Origin of the sequence: Calidifontimicrobium sp. SYSU G02091 (genome assembly GCF_022631395.1) — a bacterium.
GTDB classification, from domain to species: Bacteria; Pseudomonadota; Gammaproteobacteria; order Burkholderiales; family Burkholderiaceae_C; genus Calidifontimicrobium; species Calidifontimicrobium sediminis.
Map to the genome: position 1 here is coordinate 1 of NZ_JALBGB010000003.1, position 15,135 is coordinate 15,135.

Below are 15,135 nucleotides of genomic sequence, written 5' to 3' on the forward strand. Positions count from 1 at the left end.
GTCGGTACGTCGCAAGCGCCGACCGACCGCCATCGTGGATAACCCTGCATCACCTCACTTCGCAAGCTGAAGGGAGGGTAGTCCAGTGAGCGTGCTGTTCATCAGCCACGACCTCGGCGTCGTCGGCGAGATCGCCGACCACGTCGTCGTGATGCGCCACGGCGTCGTGCGCGAGCAGGGCCCGGTGGCGCGCGTGTTCGCCGCGCCGCGCGACGCGTACACGAAGGCGCTGCTCGCGTGCCGCCCGCCGCTGCACGACCCGCCGCCGCGCCTGCGCGTCGTCGACGACGGCGTGGCCGGCCGCGAGACGGCGCGCGCGGTGCGGCCGAAGGACCCGCACGCCCCCGTCGTGCTCGAGGTGCGCGCGCTGGCCAAGAGTTTCACGACGCGCGAGGGGCTGTTCGGGCGGCGCGAGTTCGCGGCCGTGCGCGACGTCAGCTTCCGTCTGCGGCGCGGCCACACGCTGGGCGTCGTCGGCGAGTCGGGTTCGGGCAAGACGACGATGGGGCTGGCGCTGCTGCAGCTGCACGAGCCGCGCTCGGGGCCGCAGCGCGGGCAGGTGCTGCTCGACGGGCGCGACGTGCAGCGGCTCGACGCGCGCGAGCGGCTCGCGATGCGCCGTCGGCTGCAGATCGTGTTCCAGAACCCGTACGCGAGCCTGAACCCGCGCTTCACGGTCGGTCAGGCGCTCGTCGAGCCGATGGCGATCCACGGCCTCGGCCGCGACACCGCCGAGCGCGAGCGGCGCGCACGTGCGCTGCTCGACCAGGTCGGGGTGACCGGGCGCGCGTTCCACAAGTACCCGCACGAGTTCAGCGGCGGGCAGCGCCAGCGCATCGCGATCGCGCGCTGCCTCGCGCTCGAGCCCGAGGTGATCGTGCTCGACGAGGCGGTCAGCGCGCTCGACGTCAGCGTGCAGGCGCAGGTGCTGAACCTGCTGCGCGATCTGCAGGACGAGCTCGCGCTGGCCTACGTCTTCATCAGCCACGACCTCGCCGTCGTGCGCTTCATGAGCGACGAGGTGCTGGTGATGAAGGACGGCGCCGTCGTCGAACAGGCCGGCGCCGCCGAGGTGCTGGCCGCACCGCGCCACCCGTACACGCAGCAGCTGCTCGCGGCGGTGCCGCGCGGCGTGCCCGCGCGGGCGTGAACGCGCCGCTCAGCGGCGCCACCACCAGACCAGCAGCGAAACGACGAGCGAGATCACGAGCCCCGTCGTGATCGGCGCGAAGAAGTGGAACCCGTCGCGCTCGATGTGGATGTCGCCCGGCAGCCGCCCCCACGGCACGCGCCCGAGCCAGGGCCACAGCAGCCCGAGGACGAGCAGGACGACGCCGAGGCTGATCAGCAGACGCTGCATCGTGTGCGCAGACGGCAACGCAGAGTTCGCCCGCATTGTGCGGCGACGGCGCAAGCGGCCGCCGGCTGACGGATTTCGTCACTGCCGGCCGTCGCGCCACGTCGGGGTGGCCGAAATCGGTCACACCGGTGACGCGGCGGCGTGACATCGTGCACGCCACTGCACGGTGGCACGCTGGCATGGAAGATGCCCCGTGCCGATACGAGATTGCAACGAGGACCGACCGCCATGCCCCTGTCGCCGACCGTCCTGCGCCGTCCGCCCCGCCCCGCCGCACCGCGCTGCCACGGCGGGGTGTCGTCGCTGCTGCGCGTGTCGGCGAGCGCCGCGCGCCGCAGCGCACGGGCGGTCGGACGCTGGCTGCAGGTTCCGGCGCCCGCCGCGACCGGCGGCGAGCCGCAGCCGGGCTTCATCACGCCGCTGCAGCCCAGCGCCGCGGTGCGCGTGGCCGCAGGGGGTTGACGCGTTGGAGCGCCGCCCGCTGGCTCCCCCACGCCCGGCGCTGACGCCGCCGCGCGCTGCGCTGCGTCCTGGCACCGCGGGGGCGCGTCACGCGGCGACGCCGGCCGCGCGCACGCCGGTGCTCGCGGTGGCGCGCGCGCCGCAGCAGCTGTCGCTGTTCCCGCCCAGGCGCGGCTGAGGCCTGGCGCGGCGGCTTCGCCGCGCACGCCGCCGCTGTGCGCCGGTGCGCACCGTCACCGCCGCAGCCAGCGCCGCAGCACCTCGAACAGCCGCGTGCGGTCGGCGGGCTTCGGGGTGAAGTCGTTCATGCCGGCCTCGAGCGCCTTGTCGCGCTCGGCGGCCAGCGCGGCCGCGGTGAACGCGATGATCGGCAGCTGCCGCGTGTCGGCGCGCTGGCGCAGCCGGCGCGCGGCCTCGTAGCCGTCCATCTCGGGCATCTGCAGATCCATCAACACCGCGTCGAACGGGCGGCCGGCGGCGTGCGCGCGTTCGACCGCCTCGAGCGCGAGGCGCCCGTTGGCCGCCGTGGCGACCTCGATGCCCCACTGGCGCAGCATCTCGGCGGCGATCAGCTGGTTCAGCTCGTTGTCCTCGACGACGAGCACGCGCGCGCCGGCCAGGGGCCGCTCCTCGAGCGTGCCGAAGCCGGTCAGCGGCGTGGCCTCGGGCGCGAGCTCGAGCGGCAGCTCGGCCCAGAAGCGGCTGCCTTCGCCGAGGCGGCTGTCGACGCCGACCTCGCCGCCCATCAGCCGCGCGAGTTCGCGGCAGATCGACAGCCCGAGCCCGGTGCCGCCGAAGCGCCGCGTCGTCGACTGGTCGGCCTGCATGAACGGCGCGAACAGCCTCGACTGCACCGCGGGGTCGATGCCGGGGCCGGTGTCGTGCACCTCGAACAGCACGCGCGGGCGCCCGCCGCCGCCGAGCCGGTGCGCCGCCACGCGCACGCTGCCGCCGCGCGGCGTGAACTTCAGCGCGTTGCTGACGTAGTTCTGCAGGATCTGGCGCACGCGCGTCGGGTCGCCGACGACGGCCTGCGGCACGTCGTCGTCGATGTCGAGCGTCAGCGCGAGCCCGTAGCCCTCGGCGAGCTTGGCGTAGCCGCGCTGCAGCGTGTGCAGCAGCTGGTGCAGGTCGAACGGCACGTGCTCAACGTCGAGCTTGCCGGCCTCGATCTTCGACAGGTCGAGGATGTCGGAGATCACCGGCGCGAGCGCCTCGGCGCTGTCGGCGATCAGGTCGAGGTAGTGACGCCGCTGCGCGTCGTCGATGTCGGGGCGGCGCGCCATCTGCGTCAGGTTCAGCAGCGCGTTGAGCGGCGTGCGGATCTCGTGGCTCGTGTTGGCGAGGAACGCGCTCTTCGCGCGGTTGGCCGCCTCGGCGTCGTCGCGCGCCTTGGCCAGCGCCTGCATCAGCTGGCGCTGCTCGGTCACGTCCTCGGTGATCCACACCGTGCCGCCCTTGCTCGGGTGGTTCGGGTCGACGGCGCGCGCGAGCATGCGGCAGACGATGCGGCTGCCGTCGCGGCGCGCGACCTCGGCCTCGATCTCGACGCGCTCGCCGCGCCCGAGCGCCGGGCCGTACTCGCGGCCGATGCGTTCGTACTCCTCGTCGCTCGGCCACACGACGCGCGCCGGCTGGCCCACCAGCGTGCCCGGCGGCCAGCCGAGCATCTCCTCGAACGCCGGGTTGACGAGCTGGAACGTCTGGTCGCGCGTCAGCGCGATGCCGATCGACGCGTTGGCGACGATGGCCTCGCGCTCGAGACGCGCGCGCTCGACGGCGGTCACGTCGCGCGCACTCAGCACGACGTAGTCGCGCCCGTCCATCTCGAAGCGCGCCGCCGAGACGACCATCTGCGCGCGGCGGCCGTCCTTCGTGACGAAGGTGCACGGCCAGTTGCGCTGCACGCCGTCGGCCTGCAGTGCGCGCACGAGGTGATCGCGCTCGGCGGGGTCGGCCCAGATGCCGATCTCGAGCGCGCTGCGGCCGATCACTTCCTCGCGCGTGTAGCCGGTGACCTGTTCGAACGACTCGTTGACCATCACGTAGCGCCCGGTCTTCAGGTCGGTGAGCGTGACGACGTCGGGGCTGGTGGCCACCAGGTGCGACAGCAGCGCCTCGGAGCGCCGCACCGCGGCCTCGGTCGACGCGCGCTCGGTCTCGTCGACGAGGATCGCCAGCGTCGCCGGGCCGTCGGCGGTGTCCACGCGCACCGCGCTGGCCTGCACCAGCATGTGCTGCCCGTCGAGCGAGACGACGTGCAGCTCGGTGGGCTCCATCGCCTGGCCGACCGGCATCGACTCCGTCTGCCGCAGCGCCGCGCGCATCGCCTCGCGCGCCGGTCCCGGCTCGGTGTGCGCGTCGAGGTGGTGGCCCAGCATCGACGGCAGGTCGCGGTAGCCGAACAGCGCCACCGCGGCCGGGTTCGCGTCGAGGATGCGCCCGCGCCGGTGCAGCACGAGCGGCGTCGGCAGGCGGCGGAACAGCTCGCGGTAGCGCGTCTCGGTGATCGTCAGCGCCGTGCGCGCGGCGACTTCGGCGGTGACGTCGCGCGCCACACCCCAGTAGCCGACGAAGACGCCGCGGTGGTCGAAGCGCGGCTCGCCGCTGACGCTCAGGTGGCGCAGCGTCGCGCCGTCGCGCCAGCGCAGCGTGCGGTCGCGAAACGGCTCGCGCGCCTCGACGTCGGCGCGCAGCGCATCGAGCGTGTCGTCGTCGAACAGCAGGCACGGCAGCTCCCACGGCGGCGCCAGCGGCGGCTGCTCGTCGGCGACGAAGCTGCCGTCGGGCTGGCGGTGCGCGACGTGCGTCAGCGCGTAGTGCGCATCGAGCTCCCAGTAGGCGTCGGCCGCGATGCCGAGCAGGCCGACGAAGCGCTGCTCGCGCGCCTGGCTCGCGCGCACGTACAGCGAGATCACGTGCGCGACGAGCAGTCCGCAGGCCACGCCGCCGCCGACCATCAGCAGCTGCAACGCGAGCCGCCACTCGATCGGCTTGCCGGCCGCCGGCGGTCCGGCGATCCAGCCCATCTGTTCGCCGGCGGCCAGCGCGAGCAGCAGCAGCACGCACCACGCCGCGACTGCGAGGCCGGCGCCGACCGTCGTCACCGCGGTCAGCGCAGCCACGACGAGGCCGAAGACGCCCAGCGCGACGCTCGACAGTCCCCACTGGTGCAGCACGGTGCCCGCCGTGACGAGGCTGACGACGCCGATCGCGACGGCGGCCAGCGCCAGCGGCACGTGACGGTCGCGCAGCTGCGTGGCCCAGGCGCTGCCAAGGGCGAGCGCGGCGAACGCGGCGGCAAGCCCGTAGTTCCAGTGGCCTTCGGCGGGGCCGGCGAGCAGCTGGATCACGACACCCACGAGCGCACCCGCCGCGACCGTCCCGAAGAAGTAGCGGGCGATCGTGGCGCTGACCTGCCGTCGCGGATCGAGGGTGTCGGCGGAACTCAAGTCGGTGAGCGCGAGGGCGGCGGGCGCCGGGGCCGGATCGGCCCCCGGCGCGTCGTCGTGTTCGCGCGGCAGCACGGTGTCTGCGCTTATCGACGGCGACCGCAACAAACTGAAACGGGGCTGGCGCGACAGGCGGTGGGCCGTGCGCAATGTCACACGCCGTCGGCCGCGCGCGCGCGGTTCAGCGCATCGCGGGTGTTGCGCGCCGCCTCGCGCGCGGCAGCGGCGAAGTTGGCGCTCGCGTCGGCGTAAAGGATCGCGCGCGACGAGTTGACGACGATCGGCCCGCCAGGCCGCCAGCCGGCGCGCACGGTGGCCTCAGCGTCGCCGCCCTGCGCGCCGACGCCCGGAATCAGCAGCGGCAGCGTCGGCGCGAGCTCGCGCACGCGCGCGATCTCGGCCGGGTAGGTGGCGCCGACGACGAGGCCGAGCTGGCCGTTGCGGTTCCACGGTCCCGCGGCGAGCCGCGCGACGCGCTCGTAGACGCGCTCGCCGCCGTCGAGCACCTGCGCCTGCAGGTCGTCGCCGCCGGGGTTCGAGGTGCGGCACAGCAGGATCGCGCCCTTGCCGTCCCAGCGCAGGAACGGCTCGAGCGAGTCGAAGCCCATGAACGGCGACAGCGTCACCGCGTCGGCGGCGTAGCGCTCGAAGGCCTCGCGCGCGTACTGCTCGGCCGTCGCGCCGATGTCGCCGCGCTTGGCGTCGAGGATCACCGGCACGCCGGGCGCCACCGCGTGGATGTGCGCGACGAGCCGCTCGAGCTGGTCCTCGGCGCGGTGTGCCGCGAAGTAGGCGATCTGCGGCTTGAACGCGCAGACGAGGTCGCGCGTCGCGTCGACGATCGCCGCGCAGAAGTCGAAGATGCGCGCCGCGTCGCCGCGCCACGCGTGCGGAAACCTCGACGGCTCGGGATCGAGCCCGACGCACAGCATCGAGTCGTGGCGATGGGTGGCGGCCCGCAGGGCCTCGACGAAGTTCACGCCGGTCAACTGTACAGGGTCACCGCGGTCCGTCGCCGCCGCGGCGGCGCGTGTTCAGATGCGGCGTGCCAGTGCGGCCGCGGCGCCGGTGTACGACGCCGGCGTCATCGCCTTCAGGCGCTCGCGTTCGGTTGCCGGCAGGTCGGTGAGGCCGTCGATGAACGCGGCGATCGTCTCGCGCGTGACGGCCTGCCCGCGCGTGAGCGCCTTCAGCCGCTCGTACGGCTCGGGCAGGCCGTGGCGGCGCATCACGGTCTGGATCGCCTCGGCCAGCACCTCCCACGCCGCGTCGAGGTCGGCCGCCAGCGCGGCACGGTCGAGCTCGAGCTTGTCGAGTCCGCGCGCGAGCGAGTCCAGCCCGAGCACCGCGTAGCCGAGCGCGACGCCCATGTTGCGCAGCACCGTGCTGTCGGTGAGGTCGCGCTGGAAGCGGCTGATCGGCAGCTTCTGGCTCAGGTGGGTGAGCAGCGCGTTGGCCAGCCCGAAGTTGCCCTCCGCATTCTCGAAGTCGATCGGGTTGACCTTGTGCGGCATCGTCGACGAGCCGACCTCGCCCGGCTTGAGCTTCTGGCGGAAGTAGCCCAGCGAGATGTAGCCCCATGCGTCGCGGCACCAGTCGATGAGGATCGTGTTGCAGCGCGCGATGGCGTCGAACAGCTCGGCCATCGCGTCGTGCGGCTCGATCTGGATCGTGTACGGGTTGAACGCCAGCCCCAGCCGCTCCTCGACGACACGGCGCGCGAAGGCCTCCCAGTCGAAGTCGGGCCACGCCGCGAGGTGCGCGTTGTAGTTGCCCACCGCGCCGTTCATCTTCGCGAGCAGCCGCACGCCGGCGATGCGCTCGCGCGCGGTGGCCAGGCGCGCGACGACGTTGGCGATCTCCTTGCCCACCGTCGTCGGGCTGGCGGTCTGCCCGTGCGTGCGCGACAGCATCGGCACGTCGGCGAACGCGTGCGCCATCGCGCGCAGCCGCTCGACCACGCCGTCGAGCGCGGGCAGCAGCACCTGCCGGCGCGCCGCATCGAGCATCAGCGCGTGCGCCGTGTTGTTGATGTCCTCGCTGGTGCAGGCGAAGTGCACGAATTCGCCGGCGGCCTTCAGCTCGGCGTGGCCGTCGAAGCGCGACTTCAGCCAGTACTCGACGGCCTTGACGTCGTGGTTGGTCGTCTTCTCGATGTCCTTGATCGCCTGCGCGTCGGCCTCCGAGAAGCGCACGACGAGCCCGCGCAGCAGGCCGCGCGCGGCCTCCGACAGTGGCTTGAACTCGGCGAAGCCGGCGTCCGACAGCGCAATGAACCACTCGACCTCGACCTGCACGCGGCGGTGCATCAGGCCGAACTCCGACAGCAGCGGACGCAGCGCCGCGAGCTTGGCGGCGTAGCGGCCGTCCAGCGGGGACAGCGCGGTGAGGGCGGAGAGGGTCATCGGCGGCAGGGCAAAGGCGCTCGCCGTGGCGGGCGGAAGCCAAGATTTTAGGCGGCCCATCCCTTCGGCCGTCGTGATCGTGTCCGCCGAGGTCATGCAGCCTGCGGTTCATGCCGCTGCGGTCTTGGCTGCACGCTTCACGCGCGTTTGAGCGTTCGAGGAAGGGCGTTTTGGCCTTCTTGCCATTCACTGGGCGCATTGCGGGCGCAATCGCGCCAAGGCCAGGGGCCGAACCGCCATGACCGCCACCGCCGAGGGTAAGCCTTCCATCGTCGCCGCTGAAGACCCGCTGAGCCAGGACCGCGACGCGTTCAAGCAACTGGGTGCGAGTCGCTGCAGGAAGTGCTCGAAGCCGAGATGACCGAGCTAATTGATGCCGAGTGCGGGCAGCGCGCCGAGGCACACTCGGGCTACCGCGCCAGCTGCTACAGCCGCAGCCTGGTCGTGCGCATCGGCAAGCTTGCGTTGTGCATGTCGCACGACCGCGAGGGACGCTTCTCTACCGAGCGGTTCGAGCGCTACCAGCGCTCGCAGAAGGTACCCGTGTCGGCGCTGGCGAGCTTTGTCCTCTCGACCGCTGGAGAAGGCGTTCGCGCCATCGGCATCACCCCGCAACGCTGGTGTTCATGCGGGTTGCGGGAGGTTGGCGAGACCGACTTCTTGGGCTGCGCGCACCTCGACGCGCACCTGCTCGGTCAGCTCGGCCTTGATCGCCGCGAATTCGGGTGTCGTCTTCACCGAGTAGTGCCGTGGATGCGCGAGTGGCACGACGCGGTCGAGCTTGATGCGGCCCGGGCGCGCACTCATCACGACGACGCGGCTGCCCATGAACACGGCCTCGTCGATGTCGTGCGTGACGAACAGCACCGTCTTGCGCTCGGCCTCCCAGATGCCGAGCAGCAGCTCCTGCATCAGCTCGCGCGTCTGGTGATCGAGCGCGCCGAACGGCTCGTCCATCAGCAGCATGCGCGGGCCGTTGGCCAGCGCGCGTGCGATCGCCACGCGCTGCTGCATGCCGCCCGACAGCTGTTTCGGGTAATGCTGCTCGAAGCCGCGCAAGCCGACCTTGGCGATGAACGCGTGCGCGATGTCGAGCTGCTCGGCGCGCGGCAGCCCGCGTTCGCGCAGCCCGAAGCACACGTTGTCGAGCACGTTGAGCCAGGGGAACAGCGTGTAGCTCTGGAACACCATGCCGCGGTCGGCGCCGGGGCCGTGGATCGCGCGGCCCTCGAGCAGCACGTCGCCGGCGGTCGGCTGGTCGAGGCCGGCGACGATGCGCAGCAGCGTGCTCTTGCCGCAGCCGCTGGGGCCGAGGATCGTGACGAAGTCGTTCTCGGCCACGTCGAGGTCGGTGGCCTGCAGCGCGAGCGTGCGGTCGAAGCGGCGTTCGACGCCGCGGATGCTCAGGATCGTGCCCACCGTGCGTGCCCCTTCAGCGTCCCAGCAGCGCCCACGGGAACAGGCGCCGGTTCAGCGCCTTGAACGCGAAGTCGCTGACCAGCCCGATCAGGCCGATGACGATGATGCCGAAGATGATCTGGTCCGTGGCCAGCAGCGCCTGGCTGTCGGTGATCATGTGGCCGATACCGCTCGACGCGCCGATCAGCTCGGCGACGATGACGTAGGTCCAGGCCCAGCCGAGCACCATGCGCAGGATCTCGGCGATCTCGGGCGCCGCGCCGGGGATCAGCACGCGGGTGACGAGCGTGCGGTCGTTCGCGCCGAGCGTGTACGCGGCCTCGACGAGGTCGCGGCGCGCGTTGCCCACCGCCACCGCGATCATCAGCACGAGCTGGAAGAAGCTGCCGATGAAGATCACTGCGAGCTTCTGCGCCTCGCCGATGCCGGCCCACAGGATCAGCAGCGGGATGAACGCGCTGGCCGGCAGGTAGCGCGCGAAGCTGACGAAGGGCTCGAAGAACGCCTCGATCGGCTTGTACGCGCCCATCGCGACACCCAGCGGCAGCGCGATCGCAGCGGCGATCGCGAAGCCGCCGAGCACGCGCCACACCGTCATGCCGATGTCGTGCAGGAAGCCGAACTGGCTGATCAGGCGCCAGCCGCTGGCGAGCATCGCCAGCGGGTCGGCGAGGAAGGTCTTGGGCACCACGCCGCCGAACGTCACCGCTGCCCACACGGCGAAGAACAGCACGAAGAACGCGGCGCCCAGCGCGATGCGCGTGGGCGCGGCCACCGGCACCAGCGGCCGCAGGCGCCACGGCCGCGGGCGCGGCGGGCTCGCCTCGGTGGTGGCGGTCGCGAGCGCGGGCGCGTCGAGGCGCACCGCGCGGCTGGCGTCGGCGTCGCTCACTGGATGAAGCGCGTGTCGGCGAGCTTCGACAGGTCGGGGATCTGGCGGATGATCCCGGCCTCGAGCAGCAGGTCGGCGGCCTTCTTGCTGAACGCGGCGTGCTCGCCGGCGAAGAACTTGCGGTTGGCCTCGCGGTCCTGCCAGCGCAGGTACTTCTGGCTCGCCTCGAACTGCTCGGCGGTCTGCTTGACGTCGGCGCCCATGATCTCGAAGCTCTTCTTCGGGTCGGCCTTGATCATCTCGAGCGCGTCGAAGTAGCCGTTGGCCAGCCCCTGCGCGGCCTTCGGGTTGTCGGCGAGGAACTTCGGCGTGCAGCCGAAGGTGTCCATCACCATCGGGTAGTCGAGTGTCGTCGCGATGATGCGGCCGGCCTCGGGCTTGGCGCGCACGGCGCTCAGGTACGGCTCGTAGGTCATCGCGGCGTCGAGGTTGCCGGTGCCGGCGATCATCGCGTTGGCCGCGGCCTGCGGCTCGAGGTTGACGATGTTGACGTCCTTCAAGCTCAGCCCGTTCTCGCGCAGGAACCACGCGAGCGTGAAGTACGGCGCCGTGCCCGGGGCGCTGGCCGCGACCGTCTTGCCCTTGAGGTCGGCGATCTTCTGGATGTTCGGCTTGACGACCATGCCGTCGGCGCCGTAGCTCTTGTCGAGCTGGAAGATCTGCGTCGTCGCGACGCCGTTGGCGTTCCAGACGATCCAGGTCTCGACGGTGGTCGCCGCGCACTGCACGTCCCCCGAGGCGATCGCGAGGTGGCGGTCCTTCTGCGGGATCTTCTTGATCGTCACGTCGAGGCCGTGCTTCTTGAACAGGCCGGCCTCCTTGGCCAGCGTCAGTGGCGCGAAGCCGGTCCAGCCCGAGATCGCGACGGTGACCTTGGTCTCCTGTGCGTGGGCGCTCGCCGTGACGACGGCGGCGGCGACGGCCGCGGCGAGGGTGGCGAGCTTGCGTTCGATCGTCTTCGTCATGCAGTCCTCCGGGGCTGTGGGGAGCGAGGTGGGGTTCGGGTCGGCTTCAGGCCGGCGTCCACAGCACCGGCAGACCGGGCAGTGTGCGCAGGATGCGTGCCAGCTCGCCGCCGGCAACGAGCGCGGTCGCGTGCTCGATGTCGGGGGCGAGGTAACGGTCATGGTGCATCGGCGCCACCGTCTTGCGCAGCAGGGCATGCACCGATTCGAGCACCGACGAGCTGGCCAGAGGGCGCAGGAACTCGATGCCCTGCGCCGCCGCGAGCAGCTCGATGCCCAGGATGCGCGCGACGTTGGCGATCATCGGCTGCAGCCGGCGCGCAGCGAACGTGGCCATGCTGACGTGGTCCTCCTGGTTCGCGCTGGTGGGCAGGCTGTCGACGCTGGCCGGGTGCGCGATCGACTTGTTCTCGCTGGCCAGCGCCGCCGCGGTGACGTGCGCGATCATGAAGCCGCTGTTGAGGCCTGGGTCGGCGGCGAGGAACGGCGGCAGGCGCGAGACGCCGCTGTCGATCAGCATCGCGATGCGCCGCTCGGCGATCGCGCCGACCTCGGCGATCGCGCAGGCCATCGCGTCGCACGCGAGCGCGACCGGCTCGGCGTGGAAGTTCCCGCCGGACAGCAGGCTGCCGTCGTCGGCGAACACGAGCGGGTTGTCGGTCACCGCGTTGGCCTCGCGCAGCAGCACCAGTGCGGCGTGGCGCAGCTGGTCGAGGCAGGCGCCGACCACCTGCGGCTGGCAGCGCAGGCAGTACGGGTCCTGCACGCGGTCGTCGCCGTCCAGCATCTGGCTCTGCCAGTGCTGGGCGCCCCCCTCGTGGGGCAAACGGCGCGCAGCGCCGGACTGGGGGCGCATCTCCCTGTGCGAGGCGCGGATCGCGCTGCCCTCGAGCAGGCGGCGGTAGTACTCGGCGACGTCGATCTGCCCCGGCTGGCCGCGCAGCGCGTGGATGCGCGGGTCGAACGGCGCGTCGCTGCCGCGCGCGGCGTCGACCGTCAGCGCGCCGACGACGAGCGCGGCCTCGAGCACCGGCTCGAACGACAGCAGCGCGTGCAGCGCCAGCGCGGTCGAGGTCTGCGTGCCGTTGATCAGCGCCAGGCCTTCCTTGGCGGCGAGCGCCAGCGGCGCGATGCCGGCCTCGCGCAGCACCGCGGCGGCCGGGCGGCGCGCCCCGTCGACGAGGAAGTCGCCTTCGCCCATCAGCGCGAGCGTCATGTGCGCGAGCGGCGCGAGGTCGCCCGAGGCGCCGACCGACCCCTGGCTGGGCACCCACGGCACGAGGCCGGCGTTGAACACCGCGAGCAGCGTGTCGATCACGACCGGGCGCACGCCCGAGTGCCCGCGCGCGAGGCTCGCCGCCTTCGTCGCGAGCATCAGCCGCACGACGGGCGGCGCCAGCGGCTCGCCGACGCCGACGCTGTGCGAGCGGATCAGCCGCAGCTGCAGCGTCGCGAGGTCGCCCTCGCCGATGCGCGTCGACGCGAGCTTGCCGAAGCCGGTGTTGACGCCGTAGACGGCCGCGTCGCCGTGCGCGGCGCGCTGCACGACCGCGGCGCTGGCCGCGATCGCCGCGTGCGCGGACGGGTCGAGCGCGAGCGCGACGCCGCCGGCGTGAATGGCCTGCAGGTCGTCGAGCGTGAGCCGCCCCGGGCGCAGCACGAGCGGCATCAGCCCTCCAGCATCGGCAGCTTCAGTCCCTGCTCGCGCGCGCATTGCCGCGCGATCTCGTAACCCGCATCGGCATGGCGCATCACGCCGGTGGCCGGGTCGTTCCACAGCACGCGCTCGATGCGCCGCGCCGCGGCGTCGGTGCCGTCGCAGACGATCACGACGCCGGCGTGCTGCGAATAGCCCATGCCGACGCCGCCGCCGTGGTGCAGGCTGACCCAGGTCGCGCCGCTGGCGGTGTTGAGCAGCGCGTTGAGCAGCGGCCAGTCGCTGACGGCGTCGCTGCCGTCGGCCATCGCCTCGGTCTCGCGGTTGGGGCTGGCCACCGAGCCGCTGTCGAGGTGGTCGCGGCCGATCACGATCGGCGCCTTCAGCTCGCCGCGGCGGACCATCTCGTTGAACGCGAGGCCGGCGCGGTGCCGCTCGCCGAGGCCGATCCAGCAGATGCGCGCCGGCAGGCCCTGGAACGCGATGCGCTGCCCGGCCATGTCGAGCCAGCGGTGCAGGTGCGCGTCGTGCGGAAACAGCTCCTTCATCTTCGCGTCGGTCTTGCGGATGTCGTCCGGGTCGCCCGACAGGGCCACCCAGCGGAACGGTCCCTTGCCGCGGCAGAACAGCGGCCGGATGTACGCGGGCACGAAGCCGGGGAAGTCGAAGGCGTTCGTCACGCCCTGGTCGAACGCGACCTGGCGGATGTTGTTGCCGTAGTCGACGGTGGGCACGCCCATCGCCTGGAACTCGAGCATCGCCCGCACGTGCGCCGCGCAGCTGCGCGCGGCCGCCTCGCGCAGTGCGGCGTGCTGCGTGTCGTCGGCCTGCGCGGCCTTCCACGCCTCGACCGTCCAGCCCGCGGGGAGGTAGCCGTTGACGAGGTCGTGCGCGCTGGTCTGGTCGGTCACGAGGTCGGGCCGGATGCCGCCGGCCTTCGCGCGCTGGACCAGCTCGGGCAGCACCTCGGCGGCGTTGCCGAGCAGGCCGACCGAGACGGCGCGGCCCTCGGCGGTGTACCTGCGGATGCGCGCCAGCGCGTCGTCGAGGTCGGCCGCCTGCTCGTCGAGGTAGCGGCTGCGCAGGCGGAAGTCGATGCGCGACTGCTGGCACTCGACGACGAGGCACGACGCGCCGGCGAACACGGCGGCCAGCGGCTGCGCGCCGCCCATGCCGCCGAGGCCGGCGGTCAGGATCCAGCGGCCGGCCAGGCTGCCGCCGTAGTGCTGCCGGCCGGCCTCGGCGAAGGTCTCGTACGTGCCCTGCACGATGCCCTGGCTGCCGATGTAGATCCAGCTGCCGGCCGTCATCTGCCCGTACATCATCAGGCCCTTGCGGTCGAGTTCGTGGAAGTGCTCCCACGTCGCCCACTTCGGCACCAGGTTCGAGTTGGCGATCAGCACCCGCGGCGCGTCGGCGTGGGTGCGGAACACGCCCACCGGCTTGCCCGACTGCACCAGCAGCGACTCGTCCTCGCCGAGCTCGCGCAGCGCGCGCAGGATCGCCTCGTAGCAGTCCCAGTTGCGCGCGGCCTTGCCGATGCCGCCGTAGACGACCAGCGCGTCGGGGTTCTCGGCGACCTCGGGGTCGAGGTTGTTCTGGATCATGCGGTACGCCGCCTCGATCTGCCAGTTGCGGCAGTGCAGCGCCGCGCCGCGGGGCGCGCGCACCGGGTGCGGCTGGGCGAGCGAGTGGATCGCGGACAGGTCAGCCATGGCGCCATGCCTCCGGCAGCAATCGATGGGGAGCCATCCTAGTTGTCTAGACAGGCTTAGGCAAGTACGATGGCCGTCATGGTTTCCCCGCATCCGCTGCCGCCGTACGCGCGCGTCAAGCAGTTCCTGAAGGAGGGCCTGGCCGCGGGCACCTGGCCGCCGGGCGCGCAGATGCCGTCGGAAGCCGAGCTGGTCGCGCGCTTCGGCGTCAGCCGCATGACGGTCAACCGCGCACTGCGCGAGCTGCAGGCCGAGGGACTCGTCGAGCGCAGCCAGGGCATCGGCACGTTCGCGGCGCGGCTGCACCGTGTCTCGAGCACGCTGACGATCCGCGATCTGCACGAGGAGATCGAGTCGCGCGGTCACCGCCACGAGGCGCGCGTGCACGTGCAGCGCGCCGAGACCGCGCCGGCGTCGCTGGCGGCGCAGCTGGGGCTCGCACCGGGCGCGCGCGTGTTCCACACGCTGATCGTGCACCTCGAGAACGGCGTGCCGCTGCAGTGCGAGGACCGCTACGTCAACCCGGCGTGCAGCCCGCGCTACCTCGACGCCGACTTCACCGCGACGACGCCGACGCAGGTGCTGTTCGAGACGACGGCGCTGTGGCGCGCGCAGTACACGATCGAGGCCGCCACCGCGACCGCCGACGAGGCGCGGCTGCTGGGCATCGGCGCGCGCGAGCCGTGCCTGGTCGTCACGCGGCGTACGTTCACGCGCGACGCGGTGATCACGCTGGCGCGGCTGGTGCACCCGGGCACGCGCTACCAGCTGCAGGGAGACTTCCAGCTGTGACTTCCGTGGCCGATGG

Annotated in this window: 12 protein-coding genes and 2 pseudogenes; 5 read left to right on the forward strand and 9 right to left on the reverse strand. The window is 72.4% G+C overall.

What is annotated here, in order from left to right; genetic code table 11:
- Nucleotides 1–85: 85 nt before the first annotated feature.
- Nucleotides 86–1,150 (forward strand): annotated as a pseudogene (locus MOJ79_RS02660) (ATP-binding cassette domain-containing protein); the annotation flags it as partial.
- Nucleotides 1,151–1,159: 9 nt separating this feature from the next.
- Here the strand turns inward: MOJ79_RS02660 and MOJ79_RS02665 are convergent.
- Nucleotides 1,160–1,360: a DUF2905 domain-containing protein gene (locus tag MOJ79_RS02665; RefSeq protein ID WP_241922761.1), complete on the reverse strand. Its 201-nt coding sequence runs from the start codon at nt 1,358–1,360 to the stop codon at nt 1,160–1,162.
- Nucleotides 1,361–1,588: 228 nt separating this feature from the next.
- Between MOJ79_RS02665 and MOJ79_RS02670 the strand changes: the two genes are divergently transcribed.
- Nucleotides 1,589–1,822 carry a hypothetical protein gene (locus MOJ79_RS02670; RefSeq protein WP_119355487.1) on the forward strand — a complete coding sequence of 78 codons (234 nt, stop codon included), beginning with the start codon at nt 1,589–1,591 and terminating at the stop codon, nt 1,820–1,822.
- A 4-nt stretch (nt 1,823–1,826) separates the two neighbouring features.
- A complete protein-coding gene (locus tag MOJ79_RS02675; RefSeq protein WP_241922762.1) occupies nt 1,827–2,000 on the forward strand; it encodes a hypothetical protein in 174 nt (57 codons plus the stop codon).
- Between the two features lie 55 nt (nt 2,001–2,055).
- Here the strand turns inward: MOJ79_RS02675 and MOJ79_RS02680 are convergent, their stop codons facing one another.
- The 3 genes from MOJ79_RS02680 to purB form a co-directional block, all read right to left on the reverse strand.
- Nucleotides 2,056–5,349, reverse strand: a complete 3,294-nt coding sequence (locus MOJ79_RS02680) for a PAS domain-containing hybrid sensor histidine kinase/response regulator (RefSeq protein ID WP_241922763.1) — start codon at nt 5,347–5,349, stop codon at nt 2,056–2,058.
- 77 nt (nt 5,350–5,426) lie between these two features.
- Nucleotides 5,427–6,254 (reverse strand): orotidine-5'-phosphate decarboxylase, encoded by an 828-nt coding sequence (gene pyrF / locus MOJ79_RS02685; protein ID WP_241922764.1) that lies wholly within the window; start codon nt 6,252–6,254, stop codon nt 5,427–5,429.
- Between the two features lie 54 nt (nt 6,255–6,308).
- Nucleotides 6,309–7,679, reverse strand: a complete 1,371-nt coding sequence (gene purB / locus MOJ79_RS02690) for an adenylosuccinate lyase (protein WP_241922765.1) — start codon at nt 7,677–7,679, stop codon at nt 6,309–6,311.
- Between the two features lie 357 nt (nt 7,680–8,036).
- Between purB and MOJ79_RS19145 the strand changes: the two are divergent.
- A pseudogene (locus MOJ79_RS19145) lies at nt 8,037–8,192 on the forward strand (transposase); the annotation flags it as partial.
- 111 nt (nt 8,193–8,303) lie between these two features.
- Here the strand turns inward: MOJ79_RS19145 and MOJ79_RS02695 are convergent.
- Genes MOJ79_RS02695 through hutU form a run of 5 tightly spaced genes read right to left on the reverse strand, consistent with a single transcriptional unit; the run spans nt 8,304 to nt 14,327 of the window.
- The gene (locus tag MOJ79_RS02695) at nt 8,304–9,098 is read right to left on the reverse strand and encodes an ABC transporter ATP-binding protein (RefSeq protein WP_442863090.1); all 795 of its coding nucleotides are present in this window, start codon (nt 9,096–9,098) and stop codon (nt 8,304–8,306) included.
- Between the two features lie 13 nt (nt 9,099–9,111).
- Nucleotides 9,112–9,963 (reverse strand): ABC transporter permease, encoded by an 852-nt coding sequence (locus MOJ79_RS02700; protein ID WP_241922926.1) that lies wholly within the window; start codon nt 9,961–9,963, stop codon nt 9,112–9,114.
- A gap of 23 nt (nt 9,964–9,986) precedes the next feature.
- Nucleotides 9,987–10,955: an ABC transporter substrate-binding protein gene (locus MOJ79_RS02705; RefSeq protein WP_241922766.1), complete on the reverse strand. Its 969-nt coding sequence runs from the start codon at nt 10,953–10,955 to the stop codon at nt 9,987–9,989.
- A 46-nt stretch (nt 10,956–11,001) separates the two neighbouring features.
- Nucleotides 11,002–12,624, reverse strand: a complete 1,623-nt coding sequence (hutH, locus tag MOJ79_RS02710) for a histidine ammonia-lyase (protein ID WP_241922767.1) — start codon at nt 12,622–12,624, stop codon at nt 11,002–11,004.
- Nucleotides 12,624–14,327: a urocanate hydratase gene (gene hutU / locus MOJ79_RS02715; protein ID WP_241922768.1), complete on the reverse strand. Its 1,704-nt coding sequence runs from the start codon at nt 14,325–14,327 to the stop codon at nt 12,624–12,626. The genes hutH and hutU overlap by 1 nt, the downstream gene beginning before the upstream one ends.
- A 78-nt stretch (nt 14,328–14,405) precedes the next feature.
- Here hutU and hutC point away from each other — a divergent pair, with 78 nt between their 5' ends.
- Complete coding sequence (gene hutC / locus MOJ79_RS02720) at nt 14,406–15,119, forward strand: histidine utilization repressor (protein ID WP_241922769.1); 714 nt, start codon at nt 14,406–14,408, stop codon at nt 15,117–15,119.
- Nucleotides 15,120–15,135 lie beyond the last annotated feature (16 nt).